Consider the following 16,810-nt stretch of genomic DNA (forward strand, 5'->3'; position numbering starts at 1 on the left):
GGAGGAAAGCCGTATGGCATACACCTGCAGGCCCGCATCCGGCAAGTTACAACAAACAACCTTTAACCATGCTTTTTGATGTTTTTCAGCAATACCCTGCGGCGATGCCCATACTGGCAACCGTCGGAGGATTGATCATCGGCAGTTTTTTGAATGTGGTGATTTGGCGTTACCCCATCATGCTGCGCCAACAAATGGCGGAGTTTCACGGTGAAATGCCGAGTGCGCAGTCAAAAATAAGCCTGGCGCTGCCGCGTTCGCACTGTCCGTATTGTCAGCAGACCATCCGCGTTCGTGACAACATCCCGCTACTCTCCTGGTTGATGCTCAAAGGGCGCTGCCGTGATTGTCAGGCGAAAATCAGCAAGCGTTATCCGCTGGTGGAGTTATTGACGGCACTCGCTTTTTTGCTGGCGAGCCTGGTCTGGCCGGAAAGTGGATGGGGGCTGGCGGTGATGATATTATCCGCCTGGCTTATTGCCGCGAGCATCATCGACCTCGACAACCAATGGCTGCCCGATGTTTTTACTCAGGGCGTATTGTGGACAGGACTGATTGCGGCATGGGCGCAACAGAGTCCGTTAACGCTACAAGACGCAGTTACCGGCGTCCTGGTGGGATTTATCACTTTTTACTCCCTGCGCTGGCTGGCCGGAATAATTCTGCGTAAAGAAGCATTAGGCATGGGCGATGTATTACTCTTCGCCGCGTTAGGTGGCTGGGTGGGCGCGTTGTCGCTGCCCAATGTGGCTTTAATCGCCTCATGCTGCGGCCTGATATATGCCGTTATTACAAAAAGAGGATCAACCACACTGCCTTTTGGACCGTGTTTAAGTCTGGGCGGTATAGCAACACTTTATCTACAGGCATTGTTTTAATGATAACCCCGTCATTATCAAAGTGACATTTTAACTCTTATTAATAACCTTAGAGATTATTTACCATGTCGATAAAACAGATGCCAGGGAGGGTATTAATATCGCTATTATTGAGCGCTACAGGATTATTAAGTGGCTGTGCCAGCCATAATGAAAATGCCAGTTTACTGGCGAAAAAACAGGCGCAAAATATCAGCCAAAACCTGCCGATTAAATCTGCGGGTTATACCTTAGTGCTGGCGCAAAGCAGCGGCACGACGGTAAAAATGACCATCATCAGCGAAGCGGGTGCTCAGACCATGCAGACGCCTGACGCCTTTTTAGCCAGCTACCAACGACAAATGTGTGCAGACCCAACGGTGAAATTAATGATCACCGAGGGAATTAATTACAGCATAACGATTAATGATACACGTACAGGTAACCAGTATCAGCGGAAACTGGATCGCACTACTTGTGGAATAGTCAAAGCATAACGTCGGGTATATAAATTGGCGCGGGTTGTTTTTCGTGACGCACGAATTTATCTCATTCAATGGCTGACTAAAATTCGTCACACTCTTAACCAGAGACAATCTCTTAATACAAACAAAGAGCATCTTCGCAAAATTGTACGCGCGATGTTCTGGCTGATGCTGCTTATTATTTCTGCAAAAATGGCGTATTCACTCTGGCGCTATTTCTCCTTTTCTGCGGAATATACGGCGGTTTCTCAATCGGTGAATAAACAGCCCCATGCGGATGTAAAAACGTTCGATAAAAAAGATGTGCAATTAATCAGCCAGCAAAACTGGTTTGGTAAATATCAGCGCGTCGCCACACCGGTAAAGCAACCTGAACCTGTAGCAGAAACGCGTCTTAATGTGGTGCTGCGCGGGATCGCCTTTGGTGCCAGACCCGGCGCGGTGATTGAAGAAGGTGGCAAACAGCAGGTCTATTTGCAGGGTGAACGGCTTGGCTCTCACAACGCAGTGATTGAGGAAATCAACCGCGACCATGTGATGCTGCGCTATCAGGGAAAAATAGAGCGGCTCAGTCTGGCAGAAGAGGAGCGTTCCACCGTAGCCGTGACCAACAAAAAAGCCGTCAGTGACGAAGCAAAGCAAGCTGTTGCTGAGCCTGCTACCCGTGCGCCCGTTGAGATCCCGGCTGCTGTGCGTCAGGCACTGGCGAAAGATCCGCAGAAAATTTTTAACTATATCCAGCTTACGCCTGTGCGTAAGGAGGGAATTGTCGGTTATGCAGTGAAGCCGGGGGCAGATCGTTCTCTGTTCGATGCCAGCGGTTTCAGGGAAGGCGATATCGCCATTGCGCTCAATCAGCAGGATTTCACTGATCCACGAGCAATGATTGCTCTGATGCGGCAGTTACCTTCAATGGATTCCATTCAACTTACGGTTTTACGCAAGGGTGCGCGCTACGACATTTCCATCGCGCTGCGCTAACCGCATTTAATCCAGGAGAATCATTCATCGTGTTTTGGCGTGATATTACGTTGTCGGTCTGGCGTAAGAAGACAACTGGCCTCAAAACAAAAAAGCGTTTACTGCCGCTGGTGCTGGCAGCGGTATTATGCAGTTCACCGGTCTGGGCGGAAGAAGCCACTTTCACCGCTAATTTTAAAGATACCGACCTGAAATCGTTCATCGAAACCGTCGGCGCTAACCTTAATAAAACCATCATTATGGGGCCGGGCGTACAGGGGAAAGTGAGTATTCGCACCATGACCCCGCTCAATGAACGCCAGTATTACCAGTTATTCCTTAATCTGCTGGAAGCGCAGGGGTATGCCGTCGTACCGATGGAAAACGACGTGCTGAAGGTGGTGAAATCAAGCGCCGCGAAAGTCGAGCCACTGCCGCTGGTCGGTGAAGGCAGCGACAACTACGCGGGCGATGAAATGGTCACTAAAGTAGTGCCGGTACGTAATGTTTCGGTACGCGAGCTGGCACCGATCCTGCGCCAGATGATTGACAGCGCAGGCTCAGGCAACGTTGTTAATTACGATCCCTCCAACGTGATTATGCTCACCGGGCGCGCCTCCGTCGTGGAACGGCTGACAGAAGTGATCCAGCGCGTGGATCATGCGGGAAACCGCACTGAAGAGGTGATCCCGCTGGATAACGCCTCGGCCTCGGAAATTGCCCGCGTGCTGGAAAGCCTGACTAAAAACAGCGGCGAGAACCAGCCAGCAACGCTGAAATCTCAAATTGTCGCTGATGAACGCACCAACAGCGTGATTGTCAGTGGTGACCCTGCCACGCGAGACAAAATGCGCCGCCTGATCCGTCGGCTGGACTCAGAAATGGAGCGCAGCGGCAACAGCCAGGTGTTCTATCTCAAATACAGCAAAGCCGAAGATCTGGTCGATGTGTTGAAACAGGTCAGCGGCACGCTCACAGCGGCTAAAGAAGAGGCGGAAGGCACGGTTGGTAGCGGGCGTGAGGTTGTCTCCATCGCCGCCAGCAAACACAGTAATGCCCTGATTGTCACCGCGCCGCAGGACATCATGCAGTCGCTGCAAAGCGTGATTGAACAACTGGATATTCGCCGTGCTCAGGTGCATGTCGAGGCGTTGATCGTGGAAGTTGCCGAAGGCAGCAATATCAACTTCGGCGTGCAGTGGGCGTCGAAAGATGCCGGATTAATGCAGTTTGCTAACGGTACGCAGATCCCTATCGGTACGCTGGGCGCAGCCATTTCTCAGGCGAAACCGCAGAAAGGTTCAACGGTGATCAGCGAAAACGGTGCCACCACCATTAACCCGGATACTAACGGCGATCTCTCCACGCTCGCCCAGCTTCTTTCTGGCTTTAGCGGTACGGCGGTTGGCGTGGTGAAAGGCGACTGGATGGCGCTGGTACAGGCGGTTAAAAACGACTCCAGCTCGAACGTTCTCTCCACGCCGAGCATCACTACGCTGGACAACCAGGAAGCCTTCTTCATGGTGGGCCAGGATGTTCCGGTATTAACCGGCTCTACCGTTGGCTCCAATAACAGCAATCCTTTCAATACAGTAGAAAGGAAAAAAGTCGGCATCATGCTGAAAGTCACGCCGCAGATTAACGAAGGAAACGCGGTACAGATGGTGATTGAGCAGGAAGTGTCGAAGGTGGAAGGACAGACCAGCCTCGACGTCGTGTTTGGCGAGCGCAAACTGAAAACTACCGTGCTGGCAAACGATGGTGAGCTGATCGTGCTTGGCGGTCTGATGGACGATCAGGCGGGAGAAAGCGTGGCGAAAGTGCCGCTGCTGGGCGATATCCCGTTGATTGGTAACCTGTTTAAATCGACGGCGGATAAAAAAGAAAAACGTAACCTGATGGTGTTTATCCGCCCGACCATTCTGCGTGATGGTATGGCGGCAGACGGCGTGTCGCAGCGCAAATATAACTATATGCGCGCCGAACAGATCTATCGCGATGAGCAAGGCTTAAGCCTGATGCCGCACACCGCGCAGCCGGTACTGCCAGCGCAAAATCAGGCTCTACCGCCGGAAGTTCGTGCGTTCCTTAATGCCGGGAGAACGCGTTAATGGTGCCTGTAGCACAGGAAACCACCGCTAACACCGTGCGTCTGCCCTACAGTTTCAGCCGTCGGTTTAGCCTGGTGGCATGGTGCGAAGCGTCGCTGGAGATCCTCCATGTGCATCCGTTGTCGCTCTCTGTTTTGCAGGAGCTGCAGCGGGGGCTGAACGCGTCTTTTACGCTGCGGCAAATCGACGAGGCCGAATTTGAACAGCGGCTGAATGCGGTCTGGCAGCGGGACTCTTCCGAGGCCCGCCAGCTGATGGAAGATCTCGGTTCTGCTGAGGACTTTTTTACTCTCGCAGAAGAACTACCGGAAACGGAAGATCTGCTGGAAAGTGACGACGATGCGCCAATCATCAAACTGATCAACGCCATGTTGGCAGAGGCGATTAAAGAAGGCGCTTCGGATATCCACATCGAGACGTTTGAAAAGAGTCTGGTGATCCGTTTTCGTGTTGACGGCACACTACATGAAATGCTGCGTCCGGGGCGCAAACTGGCCTCGCTGCTGGTCTCGCGTATTAAGGTGATGGCACGGCTGGATATCGCCGAAAAACGCGTACCGCAGGATGGGCGCATTGCGCTGCTGCTGGGCGGTCGGGCGATTGACGTGCGTGTCTCCACTATGCCTTCCGCCTGGGGCGAGCGCGTGGTGCTGCGACTGCTGGACAAAAACCAGGCCCGCCTGACGCTGGAGCGTCTGGGGTTGAGCCATGAACTGACCGCGCAGTTGCGCCAGTTACTGCACAAACCGCACGGCATCTTTCTGGTGACGGGGCCGACAGGTTCCGGCAAAAGCACCACGCTGTACGCCGGATTGCAGGAGCTGAACAACCACTCGCGCAACATTCTCACGGTTGAAGACCCCATCGAATACATGATTGAAGGGATCGGTCAGACACAGGTTAACACCCGCGTCGGCATGACCTTCGCCCGTGGCCTGCGCGCGATTTTGCGTCAGGACCCGGATGTGGTGATGGTCGGTGAAATCCGCGATACCGAAACCGCAGAAATCGCCGTCCAGGCGTCATTGACCGGACACCTGGTACTTTCCACGCTGCATACCAACACGGCGGTGGGGGCGATCACGCGTTTGCAGGATATGGGCGTTGAGCCTTTCCTGCTCTCTTCCAGCCTGACGGGCGTGATGGCGCAGCGACTTGTTCGCACACTGTGCACCGACTGCCGCCAGCCCGCGCCTGCCACTGATGAAGAAAAACGCCTGCTGGGAATTACCGATGTGCGTACCGTCACGCTGTACCATCCGCAGGGCTGCCCCGCCTGTAATCACAAAGGTTTTCGCGGACGTACCGCTATCCATGAACTGATCGTGGTGGACGCCACATTGCGTGATTTGATCCACCGTCAGACCGGGGAACTGGAGCTGGAACGTTATGTCCGGCAACACTCTGCGGGTATCCGCAGCAACGGCATTGAGAAAGTGCTCGCCGGAGAAACCTCTCTCGATGAAGTGCTGCGGGTAACGATGGAGGCGTAATGGCACTGTTTTACTATCAGGCGTTACAGCGTAATGGTCGCAAAACCAAAGGTATGATTGAGGCGGATTCCGCGCGTCATGCCCGCCAGTTGTTGCGCGGTAAAGAGCTTATCCCCGTACACATTGAAGCCCGGATGAATGCTTCGTCAGGGGGAATGTTGCAGCGTCGGCAACACGCACATCGTCGTGTGGAGGCGGCAGATCTGGCGCTGTTCACTCGCCAACTGGCAACGCTGGTGCAGGCAGCAATGCCGCTGGAAACCTGCTTACAGGCGGTCAGTGAGCAAAGTGAAAAACTGCATGTAAAAAGCCTCGGAATGGCGCTACGCAGCCGGATTCAGGAAGGTTACACCCTGTCGGACAGCCTGCGCGAACATCCCCGCGTCTTTGACTCCCTATTTTGTTCGATGGTGGCTGCCGGAGAAAAATCCGGGCATCTCGACGTGGTACTCAATCGCCTGGCGGATTACACCGAACAGCGACAGCGCCTGAAATCACGCCTGCTGCAGGCCATGCTCTATCCGCTGGTACTGCTGGTGGTGGCAACGGGCGTGGTCACTATTTTGCTGACGGCGGTGGTGCCGAAAATTATCGAACAGTTTGATCATCTCGGACACGCGCTGCCTGCCTCCACCCGCGCTCTTATCGCTATGAGCGACGCGTTGCAGACCAGCGGCGTTTACTGGCTGGCGGGTCTGCTGGGGCTTCTGGTGCTGGGGCAACGACTACTCAAAAATCCTGCTATGCGCCTGCGCTGGGATAAAACCTTGCTGCGCCTGCCCGTGACGGGGCGTGTTGCGCGCGGACTGAATACGGCGCGCTTTTCCCGCACCTTAAGCATCCTCACCGCCAGCAGTGTTCCGTTGCTGGAAGGCATTCAGACCGCCGCTGCCGTGTCGGCAAATCGCTATGTCGAGCAACAACTGCTGCTGGCGGCAGATCGCGTCCGCGAAGGGAGCAGTCTACGCGCTGCGCTAGCGGAGTTGCGCCTGTTTCCGCCGATGATGCTGTACATGATCGCCTCCGGCGAACAGAGTGGCGAGCTGGAAACCATGCTTGAACAGGCCGCAGTCAACCAGGAACGGGAATTTGATACCCAGGTAGGGCTGGCGTTGGGGCTGTTTGAGCCTGCTCTGGTGGTGATGATGGCGGGTGTGGTGCTGTTTATCGTCATCGCCATCCTCGAGCCGATGCTGCAACTGAATAATATGGTTGGAATGTAATTTACGGAGTTATCACATGAACTCGTTATCCCGCACACAAAAACCACGGGCAGGTTTTACCCTGCTGGAAGTGATGGTGGTGATTGTTATTCTTGGCGTCCTGGCAAGTCTGGTGGTGCCTAACCTTTTGGGCAACAAAGAGAAAGCAGATCGGCAAAAAGCCATCAGCGATATCGTGGCGCTGGAGAACGCGCTGGATATGTATCGACTGGATAACGGGCGTTATCCGACCACCGAACAGGGGCTTGAGGCGCTGATCCAGCAACCGGCCAATATGGCGGACTCCCGCAACTACCGTCCTGGTGGATACATCAAACGGCTGCCAAAGGATCCGTGGGGCAATGATTATCAGTATCTCAGCCCGGGTGAAAAAGGACTGTTTGATGTTTACACCTTAGGGGCGGATGGTCAGGAAAACGGGGAAGGGGCTGGCGCAGATATCGGTAACTGGAATTTGCAGGAGTTTCAGTAATCAGTGCCCAAACGCGGATTCACACTTCTGGAAATCATGCTGGTGATTTTCCTTATCGGCCTTGCCAGTGCGGGCGTGGTACAGACTTTTGCGAGCCGTTCTGAATCGCCCGCGAAAAAAGCGGCGCAGGATTTTCTGACTCGCTTTGCGCAGTTTAAGGACAGGGCAGTGATCGAAGGGCAAACACTCGGTGTGCTAATCGACCCGCCTGGTTATCAGTTTATGCAGCGTCGTCACGGGAAGTGGTTGCCCGTTTCCGCGATCCGGTTATCGGCACAGGTTACGGTGGCGAAACAGGTGCAAATGCTATTACAACCCGGAAGTGATATCTGGCAGAAGGAATATGCGCTGGAGCTGCAGCGTCGCCGCCTGACGCTGCACGATATTGAACTGGAGCTGCAAAAAGAGGCGAAAAAGAAGACGCCGCAGATCCGTTTTTCGCCTTTTGAACCCGCCGCGCCGTTTACGCTGCGCTTCTACTCGGCGGCGCAAAACGCGTGTTGGGCGGTAAAGCTGGCGCACGATGGCGCGTTATCCCTCAATCAATGTGATGAGAGGATGCCATGAAGCGCGGATTTACCTTGCTGGAAGTGATGATCGCACTGGCGATTTTTGCGCTGGCTGCCACGGCGGTGTTACAGATTGCCAGCGGTGCGCTGAGTAATCAGCAAATCCTTGAGGAAAAAACGGTAGCGGGCTGGGTAGCTGAAAACCAGACCGCACTGCTCTACCTGATGACCCGCGAACAACGGGCGCTCAGGCACCAGGGCGAGAGTGATATGGCAGGAAGCCGCTGGTACTGGCGAACCACACCGCTGAGTACAGGCAACGCGCTACTCCAGGCGGTGGATATTGAAGTCAGCCGTCACGAAGACTTTTCGTCGGTGATTCAGTCACGACGCGCCTGGTTTAGCGCCGTGGGAGGCCAACAGTGAGAAGGACTCGCGCTGGTTTCACGTTACTGGAAATGCTGGTGGCAATCGCCATTTTTGCCTCGCTGGCACTGATGGCACAGCAGGTGACAAACGGCGTCACACGCGTGAATAGCGCCGTCGCCGGACACGATCAAAAACTGAACCTCATGCAGCAAACGATGAGTTTTCTGACCCACGATCTGACCCAAATGATGCCGCGTCCGGTAAGAGGCGATCAGGGGCAGCGAGAACCTGCGTTACTGGCGGGCGCTGGCGTGCTGGCCTCTGAGAGTGAAGGAATACGCTTTGTGCGCGGCGGTGTGGTTAATCCATTGATGCGTCTGCCGCGCAGTAATCTGCTCACCGTCGGTTACCGCATTCATGACGGTTATCTCGAACGGTTAGCCTGGCCGCTGACCGATGCCGCAGGCAGCGTGAAGCCAACAACGCAAAAGTTGATTCCGGCGGATTCACTTCGTTTGCAGTTTTACGACGGCACTCGCTGGCAGGAAACCTGGTCATCAGTGCAGGCGATCCCTGTGGCAGTGCGCATGACTCTGCATTCGCCGCAATGGGGCGAGATTGAACGCATCTGGTTGTTACGCGGGCCGCAATTATCATGATCACTTCACCACCAAAACGCGGAATGGCACTGGTCGTAGTGCTGGTATTGCTGGCGGTCATGATGCTGGTAACCATCACGCTTTCCGGGCGGATGCAGCAACAACTTGGGCGAACGCGCAGCCAGCAGGAGTACCAGCAGGCGCTGTGGTATAGCGCCAGTGCAGAAAGCCTCGCGCTGAGCGCACTCAGTCTGAGCCTGAAAAATGAAAAGCGCGTGCATCTGGCGCAGCCGTGGGCTTCCGGCCCTCGTTTGTTGCCACTGCCGCAGGGGCAAATTGCCGTCACTCTGCGTGACGCTCAGGCCTGCTTTAACCTGAATGCCCTTGCTCAACCAACAACGGCGTCGCGTCCGCTCGCGGTACAACAACTGATTGCCCTGATCTCGCGCCTGGATGTGCCTGCTTATCGGGCCGAACTGATAGCCGAAAGCCTGTGGGAATTTATTGACGAGGACCGCTGCGTGCAGACGCGTCTGGGCCGTGAAGACAGCGAGTATCTCGCCCGTTCGGTACCGTTCTACGCCGCGAATCAACCGCTGACCGATATCAGCGAAATGCGCGTGGTACAGGGAATGGACGCCGGACTTTATCAAAGACTGAAACCGCTGGTCTGTGCGCTGCCGATGACCAGCCAGCAAATCAACATCAACACCCTGGACGTCACGCAAAGTGTGATTCTTGAGGCGCTGTTTGACCCGTGGTTAAGCCCTGTTCAGGCGCGGGCGTTATTACAACAACGTCCGGCGAAGGGCTGGGAAGATGTCGATCAGTTTCTTGCACAGCCGCTACTTGCTGACGTCGATGAACGTACTAAAAAACAGCTAAAAACCGTCCTGAGCGTGGACAGCAATTACTTCTGGCTGCGTTCAGATATCACCGTGAATGAGATTGAACTGACGATGAATTCGTTAATTGTCCGCATGGGCCCACAACACTTTTCGGTTCTCTGGCATCAGACAGGAGAAAGTGAGTGAGTTCCATGCTTGAGATTTTTTTCCCGCTTTGCGCCGCTGATTCCATCCGTTGGCAGCGTCGTACCGCCGACGTGGAGTGCGGCATCTGGCCTGACGTTGCTGACGAACGTCTCCAGCAATGGCTGCAAACCGATGCGATTCGACTCTACATTCCCGGCGAATGGATCAGCGTCTGGCAGGTTGAACTGCCTGATGTCGCCCGCAAGCAGATACCGACTATTCTGCCCGCCTTGCTGGAAGAAGAGCTGAATCAGGATATCGATGAACTGCATTTCGCCCCGTTGAAAATCGACCAGCAACTGGCAACCGTAGCAGTGATTCACCAACAGCATATGCGTAACATTGCGCAGTGGTTGCAGGCAAACGGCATTACCCGCGCTACCGTCGCGCCGGACTGGATGTCCATTCCTTGTGGCTATATGGCTGGCGATGCGCAACGGGTTATCTGCCGCATCAATGAGTGCCGGGGATGGAGCGCCGGGCGAACGCTGGCTCCGGTCATGTTCCGCGCACAGCTCAATGAGCAGGATTTACCGCTTTCACTAACCGTGGTCGGCATTGCACCGGAAGAACTGTCTGCATGGGCTGGTGCAGACGCCGAACGCCTGACCGTTACGGCTCTGCCCGCCATTACCACTTATGGCGAACCGGAAGGGAACCTGCTAACAGGGCCGTGGCAGCCTCGTGTCAGCTACCGAAAACAGTGGGCGCGCTGGCGGGTGATGATTCTGCCGATATTGCTGATTCTGGTTGCGCTGGTAGTGGAACGGGGCGTGACGTTATGGAGCGTCAGCGAACAGGTGGCGCAAAGCCGCACCCAGGCGGAGAAACAGTTCTTAACGCTATTCCCGGAGCAGAAGCGGATTGTGAATTTACGCTCTCAGGTGACGATGGCGCTGAAAAAATATCGCACACAGGCCGACGATACCCGGCTGCTCGCAGAATTGTCAGCGATCGCCAGTACCCTGAAATCAGCGTCACTTACCGACATCGAAATGCGTTGTTTCACCTTTGATCAAAAACGCCAGACGCTTCACCTCCAGCTACGGGCTGCGAACTTTGCCAGCTTCGACAAACTGCGTAGCGCACTGGCAACCGATTATGTTGTGCAACAGGACGCGTTACAGAAAGAGGGTGATGCGGTTTCCGGCGGCGTAACGTTGCGGAGGAAATAACATGTTACGCGATAAATTTATTCACTATTTTCAGCAATGGCGTGAACGCCAGTTAAGCCGTGGCGAACACTGGCTGGCACAACACCTGGCGGGGCGTTCTCCGCGTGAAAAAGGCATGTTACTGGTAGCGGTGGCGTTCCTGTTTAGTGCCGGATATTACGTCCTCATCTGGCAGCCGTTGAGCGAACGGATTGAGCAACAGGAGACAATGTTGCAGCAGCTGGTGGCGATGAACACCCGACTGAAGAGCGCCGCGCCGGATATTATTGCGGCGCGAAAATCCGCCACAACAACGCCTGCGCAGGTATCGCGGGTCATCAGCGATAGTGCTTCCGTACACTCTGTGGTCATCAAGCGAATAGCCGAGCGCGGGGAGAATATCCAGGTCTGGATAGAACCTGTGGTGTTTAATGACCTGCTGAACTGGTTAAACGCGCTGGATGAAAAGTACGCGCTGCGGGTGACACAAATTGATGTCAGTGCGGGTGAGAAGCCTGGGATGGTGAATGTGCAGCGACTGGAGTTTGGACGGGGGTAGGTATTGCCATTTCCTTAACCCCACCTGATAACCTTAGCCCAAAGGTGAGTGCGGAACTGTCAAACCCGCTCACCAGGCTGAGTTCTGATGTAGTAAGAATTATCTCCCTCCAGACCACCACGGAATGTTCGACAATACTGTAGGAATTCGTTTTTCAGTATGTAGCCTTCGTTAATCATCACCTTTCTCAGACTGTAAAGATGCTTAAGTTTTTTGACACATTATGATTATTAATAGTTGCAATAAATCATTGGGTAACAATTGATAGGTCAAAACATATAGGATAATTCTTGTGTGATCTGTATTTTGTGTAGCCTGGAAATTAGTAAAATTCCTGGAGATAATCAGAAAGGGAATTTTAAATAAACACAATAATTTCCCAGGAAACTATTCGTCGATTTTAAGAAATATCTGCTCAGGTATATCTGCTGAGGGATAATGCTGGCTGTAACGCTGGTTAAAATAAATACACAAAATAATCAAGATGTATATTTTAATCGATGATAATAATTACTCGCGGAATTATTGACGCGACTTAAATAATACCGTTTAAATGTGATGTAGATCACAAATATGACTGTAAAGAGGGTGCTGTAGATATAAATAAGAAGTACATGCGTGAATTTTAAATAGGGAAATAGTTTCTCGGTAAACGATTTATTGGTAATCAATCGCGTGCGTTCTGGTTTGAGACAGATTGCAGGTGTTGTTACGCATAAAATTCATAGGGGGGGCATTATAATCAAGTAGTTAACAGTAATAGTAAAAAATAATTTCTCGCGAAATTAGCGACCCATTTTGAATAAGTGTGTTACGGAGCAATCCAGAACGCATGGGGCCTTACGTCTTTTTCAAGCCATATTGGTTAAGCAAAAAGGGGTAAAAATAATTTCCTGAGAAATTAACTCTACATTCTAAAACGGCCAGTTTTCTGAAATTACCAGAAGACCGAATACATTCATGCCTGAAGAATGGATTAGAAGAAACGAGACGGTAATAGAACAGTTTATTCCTGCTGAAATAATTTCTGCTGAAATTGTTTGCGGCTATTAAAAAGGCCGAACCGTCTGAACGAAATTTATCCAGTTGCAAATAAGTATTACCTCCAGTGTATTGGTAGCTGTTAAGCCAAGGGCGGTAGCATACCTGAAGATATTAGGATCACATCATCAAATGGCAAGAAGTGGATTTGAAGTCCAGAAAGCCGCTGTTCATGCTCTCTTTTTACGAGAGTTAAAAACACGCTTTGGTAAATATCGCCTTGGATATTTATGGGCGATACTAGAACCTGCCTCTCATATGTTGATTTTATTTTTCATATTTGGTTTCATCATGCATAGAACCATGCCAGGCATATCATTCCCAGTTTTTTTGCTAAATGGTATTATTCCATTCTTTATATTCTCGAATATATCAAGCAGATCTATAAACGCAATTGAGGCAAACCAAGGGTTATTTAACTATAGACCCGTAAAACCTATTGATACTATTATTGCACGAGCTATTTTAGAAATATTAATTTATTTATTAGTATATGTTATTTTGCTTATTATATTATTTACATTTAAAGAACAATTTTCATTCGAGCGATTGTTATTATTAATAGTTACATGGTTCCTGCTTTTTTTAGTATCTATAGGAATAGGGACCATATTTATGATCATTGGCAACACTTTTCCTGAAACTGAAAAATTGCTCCCTATTTTATTAAAACCATTATATTTTGTGTCCTGTATAATGTTCCCATTGCATTCAATACCTAGAGAATATTGGTCATATTTATTGTGGAACCCATTAGTGCATATCGTGGAGCTTTCAAGGATAGCCATGTTAAACAACTACAAATCTGATGGTGCAAGTCTATCTTATTTATCACTATGTGCACTAATAATACTGTTTTTTTCATTAGCATCATACAAAGTTAAAGAAAAAGAGATGTTAACATCATGATTCATATTGATAATTTAACAAAAAGTTATAGAACATCGAAAGGGATACACTTTGTTTTTAAAAATATAAATTTAAAAATCCCAAGTAACAAAAATGTTGCTTTAATAGGACGTAACGGTGCCGGCAAATCAACTTTATTAAGGATAATTGGTGGAATTGACAGGCCGGATAATGGGAATATTATTTGTAATAAAAAAATATCATGGCCAGTAGGCCTTTCCGGAGGATTCCAAGGCAGTCTTACTGGTCGAGAAAATGTTAAATTTGTTGCTAGGTTATATTCTAAAAAAAATGAATTACAATCAAAAATAAAGTTTGTTGAAGATTTTTCTGAGCTTGGGCATTATTTTGATATGCCTATAAAAACTTATTCATCTGGGATGAAATCACGCCTTGGCTTTGGCTTAAGTATGGCATTTGATTTTGATTATTATTTAGTTGATGAAGTCACAGCTGTTGGCGATGCTCGATTTAAAGAAAAATGCTCGAGGATTTTTAAAGAACGTTATGAAAAATCTAATATTATAATGGTATCTCATAGTTTAAACGCATTAAAAGAATTTTGTGATATAGCTATATATCTTAAAGCATATGATGAGATAAAATATTATGACTCTGTAATAGATGCTCTTGATGAATATTCTTTCGATATAAAAAATGCAAAATAACTTTATTTATTATTCCTGCCAAATTATATAAGTATATTGTTATGTCTATAATAGTTAATCATGTAATGTCATCCAATATTACAAGTGGAATCTTTACGGATCTTCTTTCTTATTATAAAAAATATTGTGACAAAGAGATATCGATAGTTGAAAGTTGCAGACCAATTGATAACGCAGATCTCTATCACTACCACCGACCTCATTTGGAAAGCGAACTAAAAGCAAACTCTGTTGTAACTATTCACCATGACTTAAATGATACAGATCCTTGGTTAAATTATGAAAAATTCCATCCTAGATATATGGAGGCAAAGAAAATATTATGTCTTAATTCAATGCAACAAGCATTCATACATAATAAGGGGTTAACAAATACTGAAGTTATCCCACATGGTTATAATTCAGATGTATTTTGTCATACACTAATGTCAAAGAAAAAAACAGATAAGATTAATATCGGTTTTATTTCAAAAAGATATGGTCGCAAAGTTAAGGGGGAAGCTTATCTTTATGAGATTTTCAAAAGACTGGATTCACAAAAATACAAATTTATTTTTGTCGGCGTTGATAGAACAATAACAGCATATAAAGCTGCACAATATGGTTTTGAAGTGAAATGCTATGAAAGACTACCATATTTTTGTTATGGAGATTTATATAAACAACTCAATTTCCTTTTAGTAACTAGCTTATATGAAGGTGGCCCTGCAAATATCCCTGAGGCAATTGCATCAGGCACGCCAATAATATCAACACCTGTTGGAATGGTGAATGACTATGTTAAAAATGGTGTGAATGGTATTATTTTAACTGGTGATATTGAAAAAGATATTGATAATATTAACCATTTTTCTCAAGACATTAATTATCAAGAATTAGAAAAAAATGCGCTTGCAAGTTCAAAAAATATAATGACATGGCAAGATGTCATGGAAAAAACCTCATTAATCTATAAAAATATGGTAAGGTAATTTATAATGAAAAATATAAGCATTTTATTTTCCGATAGCGTACACTTTCATGTAAGGAATTTTAAAAGTTTATTTGATTTTATTGAAAGGCATAAGATATATCATACTTTTGTACGCGAAAGAAATAAATGGGTAAGCGCTTACGGGAATTATGAGTGTTTTTTTGAGGAATTGCAACCAAAATATAATGAATTGCTGGAACAAGATAGAGAGAAATTATATTGCTTTACAGTAAATGGAATTAATCTTTTTAAAGTATGCAGAGATGAAGCATTATCATATTATTTGCCAATTGACAGCTTTAGACTTTTATTAAGTGGTGTGCCTGATGATAACGATTTATTTTTATTCATGATGCAAACGGACTCTAGGGCATTACTGCTAAACTTAGCTGCTGCCTGGTCTTGGATTGATTTTTGGAAAGATAAACTGAGTAATATAAAAAACCATACATATGCTTGTATTTTTTCTGGAGCTCAAATATATAACAGAGTTTTATTAGAGATTCTTAAAACTCACCCAACAACACCTCTTGTCTTGGAACATTTTTTCACAGGGAATGAATACTATATTGAAGAGAAGTATGACCCTATTCCTAATAATACAAATTTAAAGATAAGTAATGTCTATAACTCAGTTAATATAGAAGAAAACGGTTTTGAGTTAGAAAGGACAAGGATCAAAGCGATTAATAAGGTTCTCCTGGCTAAAAACAAGAATGTTACCCAACCGTCAGAAACATTCTTAATTGAAAAAAAAGGTAGCAAGACAGTTACTATTATAGGTCAAGTTGTAAATGATTTCTCTGTCATTTGTACTGCAAAGAAATATCTTTCAACTATAGATTTTTATATTGAATTGATTGATAGGCTGTTATGCGATGATGAGGTTTTTGTTATATTTAAATCCCATCCTTGGGAAAGACACAAAAACAATATACGTTCTGCATTGACCTTTGAAAAGATCCATGAATATATTAAAGAACTTCCTGATGATAAATCATCAAGAGTATTCATTATAGAGGATTTCAATTTAGAGAGCCTAATAAAACAATCTGATCATATAGTAACTTTATGTTCTCAATCTGCAATCGAGGCTGCATTTTTAGGTGTTAAGCCAATACAACTTGGTAATGCATTTTATGGGCAAAAAGGATTCACATATGATTTTGATAGTATTGAGGAGTTTTTTACTGCCTTAAAAGAAAATAAATTAAATAAATATCTTACTATTGATGAGTACAGTAATCTTGAACTTTTTTTGATAAAGTTTCTTGAAAAAAGTCTTGTCTCCATCCATAAATCAGGGATTCTAAGTTTAGAGAAAAAGTTGAAACTTCCATCTTATATATCTTTAGTTAAACCAATTGTTGGAGAAAAAAAGAAAATAAATCACA

17 protein-coding genes are annotated in these 16,810 nt (G+C 47.9%); all 17 read left to right on the forward strand.

Annotation, left to right across the window (positions count from 1 at the left end; genetic code table 11):
• Nucleotides 1-68: 68 nt before the first annotated feature.
• The gene (pppA, locus tag BEB42_RS05580; RefSeq protein WP_000895867.1) at nucleotides 69-878 is read left to right on the forward strand and encodes a prepilin peptidase PppA; all 810 of its coding nucleotides are present in this window, start codon (nucleotides 69-71) and stop codon (nucleotides 876-878) included.
• A gap of 65 nt (nucleotides 879-943) precedes the next feature.
• Nucleotides 944-1,354, forward strand: a complete 411-nt coding sequence (gene gspS2, locus BEB42_RS05585; RefSeq protein ID WP_001352945.1) for a type II secretion system pilot lipoprotein GspS-beta — start codon at nucleotides 944-946, stop codon at nucleotides 1,352-1,354.
• Between the two features lie 15 nt (nucleotides 1,355-1,369).
• Nucleotides 1,370-2,323 (forward strand): type II secretion system protein GspC, encoded by a 954-nt coding sequence (gspC, locus tag BEB42_RS05590; protein ID WP_000135096.1) that lies wholly within the window; start codon nucleotides 1,370-1,372, stop codon nucleotides 2,321-2,323.
• 29 nt (nucleotides 2,324-2,352) lie between these two features.
• Complete coding sequence (gspD, locus tag BEB42_RS05595) at nucleotides 2,353-4,413, forward strand: type II secretion system secretin GspD (protein ID WP_000498842.1); 2,061 nt, start codon at nucleotides 2,353-2,355, stop codon at nucleotides 4,411-4,413.
• Nucleotides 4,413-5,906, forward strand: coding sequence for a type II secretion system ATPase GspE (gspE, locus tag BEB42_RS05600; RefSeq protein ID WP_105267207.1), 1,494 nt, complete (start codon nucleotides 4,413-4,415; stop codon nucleotides 5,904-5,906). Before gspD ends, gspE begins: the two co-directional genes overlap by 1 nt.
• Complete coding sequence (gspF, locus tag BEB42_RS05605; protein ID WP_105267208.1) at nucleotides 5,906-7,129, forward strand: type II secretion system inner membrane protein GspF; 1,224 nt, start codon at nucleotides 5,906-5,908, stop codon at nucleotides 7,127-7,129. The genes gspE and gspF overlap by 1 nt, the downstream gene beginning before the upstream one ends.
• Nucleotides 7,130-7,145: 16 nt before the next feature.
• Complete coding sequence (gspG, locus tag BEB42_RS05610; protein ID WP_001087291.1) at nucleotides 7,146-7,601, forward strand: type II secretion system major pseudopilin GspG; 456 nt, start codon at nucleotides 7,146-7,148, stop codon at nucleotides 7,599-7,601.
• A gap of 3 nt (nucleotides 7,602-7,604) precedes the next feature.
• Complete coding sequence (gene gspH, locus BEB42_RS05615) at nucleotides 7,605-8,168, forward strand: type II secretion system minor pseudopilin GspH (RefSeq protein WP_105267209.1); 564 nt, start codon at nucleotides 7,605-7,607, stop codon at nucleotides 8,166-8,168.
• Nucleotides 8,165-8,536, forward strand: coding sequence for a type II secretion system minor pseudopilin GspI (gspI, locus tag BEB42_RS05620; protein ID WP_088541735.1), 372 nt, complete (start codon nucleotides 8,165-8,167; stop codon nucleotides 8,534-8,536). The genes gspH and gspI overlap by 4 nt, the downstream gene beginning before the upstream one ends.
• On the forward strand, nucleotides 8,533-9,138 hold the full coding sequence (gene gspJ, locus BEB42_RS05625; protein WP_001255038.1) for a type II secretion system minor pseudopilin GspJ: 606 nt from the start codon (nucleotides 8,533-8,535) through the stop codon (nucleotides 9,136-9,138). Before gspI ends, gspJ begins: the two co-directional genes overlap by 4 nt.
• Nucleotides 9,135-10,112, forward strand: coding sequence for a type II secretion system minor pseudopilin GspK (gspK, locus tag BEB42_RS05630; protein WP_105267210.1), 978 nt, complete (start codon nucleotides 9,135-9,137; stop codon nucleotides 10,110-10,112). The genes gspJ and gspK overlap by 4 nt, the downstream gene beginning before the upstream one ends.
• Nucleotides 10,109-11,287 carry a type II secretion system protein GspL gene (gene gspL / locus BEB42_RS05635; RefSeq protein WP_105267211.1) on the forward strand — a complete coding sequence of 393 codons (1,179 nt, stop codon included), beginning with the start codon at nucleotides 10,109-10,111 and terminating at the stop codon, nucleotides 11,285-11,287. Before gspK ends, gspL begins: the two co-directional genes overlap by 4 nt.
• A 1-nt stretch (nucleotide 11,288) precedes the next feature.
• Nucleotides 11,289-11,825, forward strand: coding sequence for a GspM family type II secretion system protein YghD (yghD, locus tag BEB42_RS05640; protein ID WP_105267212.1), 537 nt, complete (start codon nucleotides 11,289-11,291; stop codon nucleotides 11,823-11,825).
• 1,173 nt (nucleotides 11,826-12,998) lie between these two features.
• The gene (locus BEB42_RS05645; RefSeq protein WP_105267213.1) at nucleotides 12,999-13,775 is read left to right on the forward strand and encodes an ABC transporter permease; all 777 of its coding nucleotides are present in this window, start codon (nucleotides 12,999-13,001) and stop codon (nucleotides 13,773-13,775) included.
• Entirely contained in the window at nucleotides 13,772-14,443 is a 672-nt protein-coding gene (locus BEB42_RS05650; protein WP_105267214.1) for an ABC transporter ATP-binding protein, read from the forward strand. Before BEB42_RS05645 ends, BEB42_RS05650 begins: the two co-directional genes overlap by 4 nt.
• A gap of 41 nt (nucleotides 14,444-14,484) precedes the next feature.
• Complete coding sequence (locus tag BEB42_RS05655; RefSeq protein ID WP_105267215.1) at nucleotides 14,485-15,414, forward strand: glycosyltransferase family 4 protein; 930 nt, start codon at nucleotides 14,485-14,487, stop codon at nucleotides 15,412-15,414.
• 6 nt (nucleotides 15,415-15,420) lie between these two features.
• A partial coding sequence (locus tag BEB42_RS05660) for a capsular polysaccharide export protein, LipB/KpsS family (RefSeq protein ID WP_105267216.1) occupies nucleotides 15,421-16,810 on the forward strand: 1,390 nt, incomplete at its 3' end.

Origin of the sequence: Escherichia sp. MOD1-EC5990, from assembly GCF_002965285.1 — a bacterium.
Lineage (GTDB): Bacteria > Pseudomonadota > Gammaproteobacteria > Enterobacterales > Enterobacteriaceae > Escherichia > Escherichia coli_F.

Coding starts and splice junctions, on each gene's coding strand:
- BEB42_RS05655 (WP_105267215.1), top strand. CDS start 14,485: ATGTCTATAATAGTTAATCATGTAATGTCATCCAATATTACAAGTGGA.
- BEB42_RS05645 (WP_105267213.1), top strand. CDS start 12,999: ATGGCAAGAAGTGGATTTGAAGTCCAGAAAGCCGCTGTTCATGCTCTC.
- gspK (WP_105267210.1), top strand. CDS start 9,135: ATGATCACTTCACCACCAAAACGCGGAATGGCACTGGTCGTAGTGCTG.
- gspI (WP_088541735.1), top strand. CDS start 8,165: ATGAAGCGCGGATTTACCTTGCTGGAAGTGATGATCGCACTGGCGATT.
- gspG (WP_001087291.1), top strand. CDS start 7,146: ATGAACTCGTTATCCCGCACACAAAAACCACGGGCAGGTTTTACCCTG.
- yghD (WP_105267212.1), top strand. CDS start 11,289: ATGTTACGCGATAAATTTATTCACTATTTTCAGCAATGGCGTGAACGC.
- gspF (WP_105267208.1), top strand. CDS start 5,906: ATGGCACTGTTTTACTATCAGGCGTTACAGCGTAATGGTCGCAAAACC.
- pppA (WP_000895867.1), top strand. CDS start 69: ATGCTTTTTGATGTTTTTCAGCAATACCCTGCGGCGATGCCCATACTG.
- BEB42_RS05650 (WP_105267214.1), top strand. CDS start 13,772: ATGATTCATATTGATAATTTAACAAAAAGTTATAGAACATCGAAAGGG.
- gspE (WP_105267207.1), top strand. CDS start 4,413: ATGGTGCCTGTAGCACAGGAAACCACCGCTAACACCGTGCGTCTGCCC.
- gspS2 (WP_001352945.1), top strand. CDS start 944: ATGTCGATAAAACAGATGCCAGGGAGGGTATTAATATCGCTATTATTG.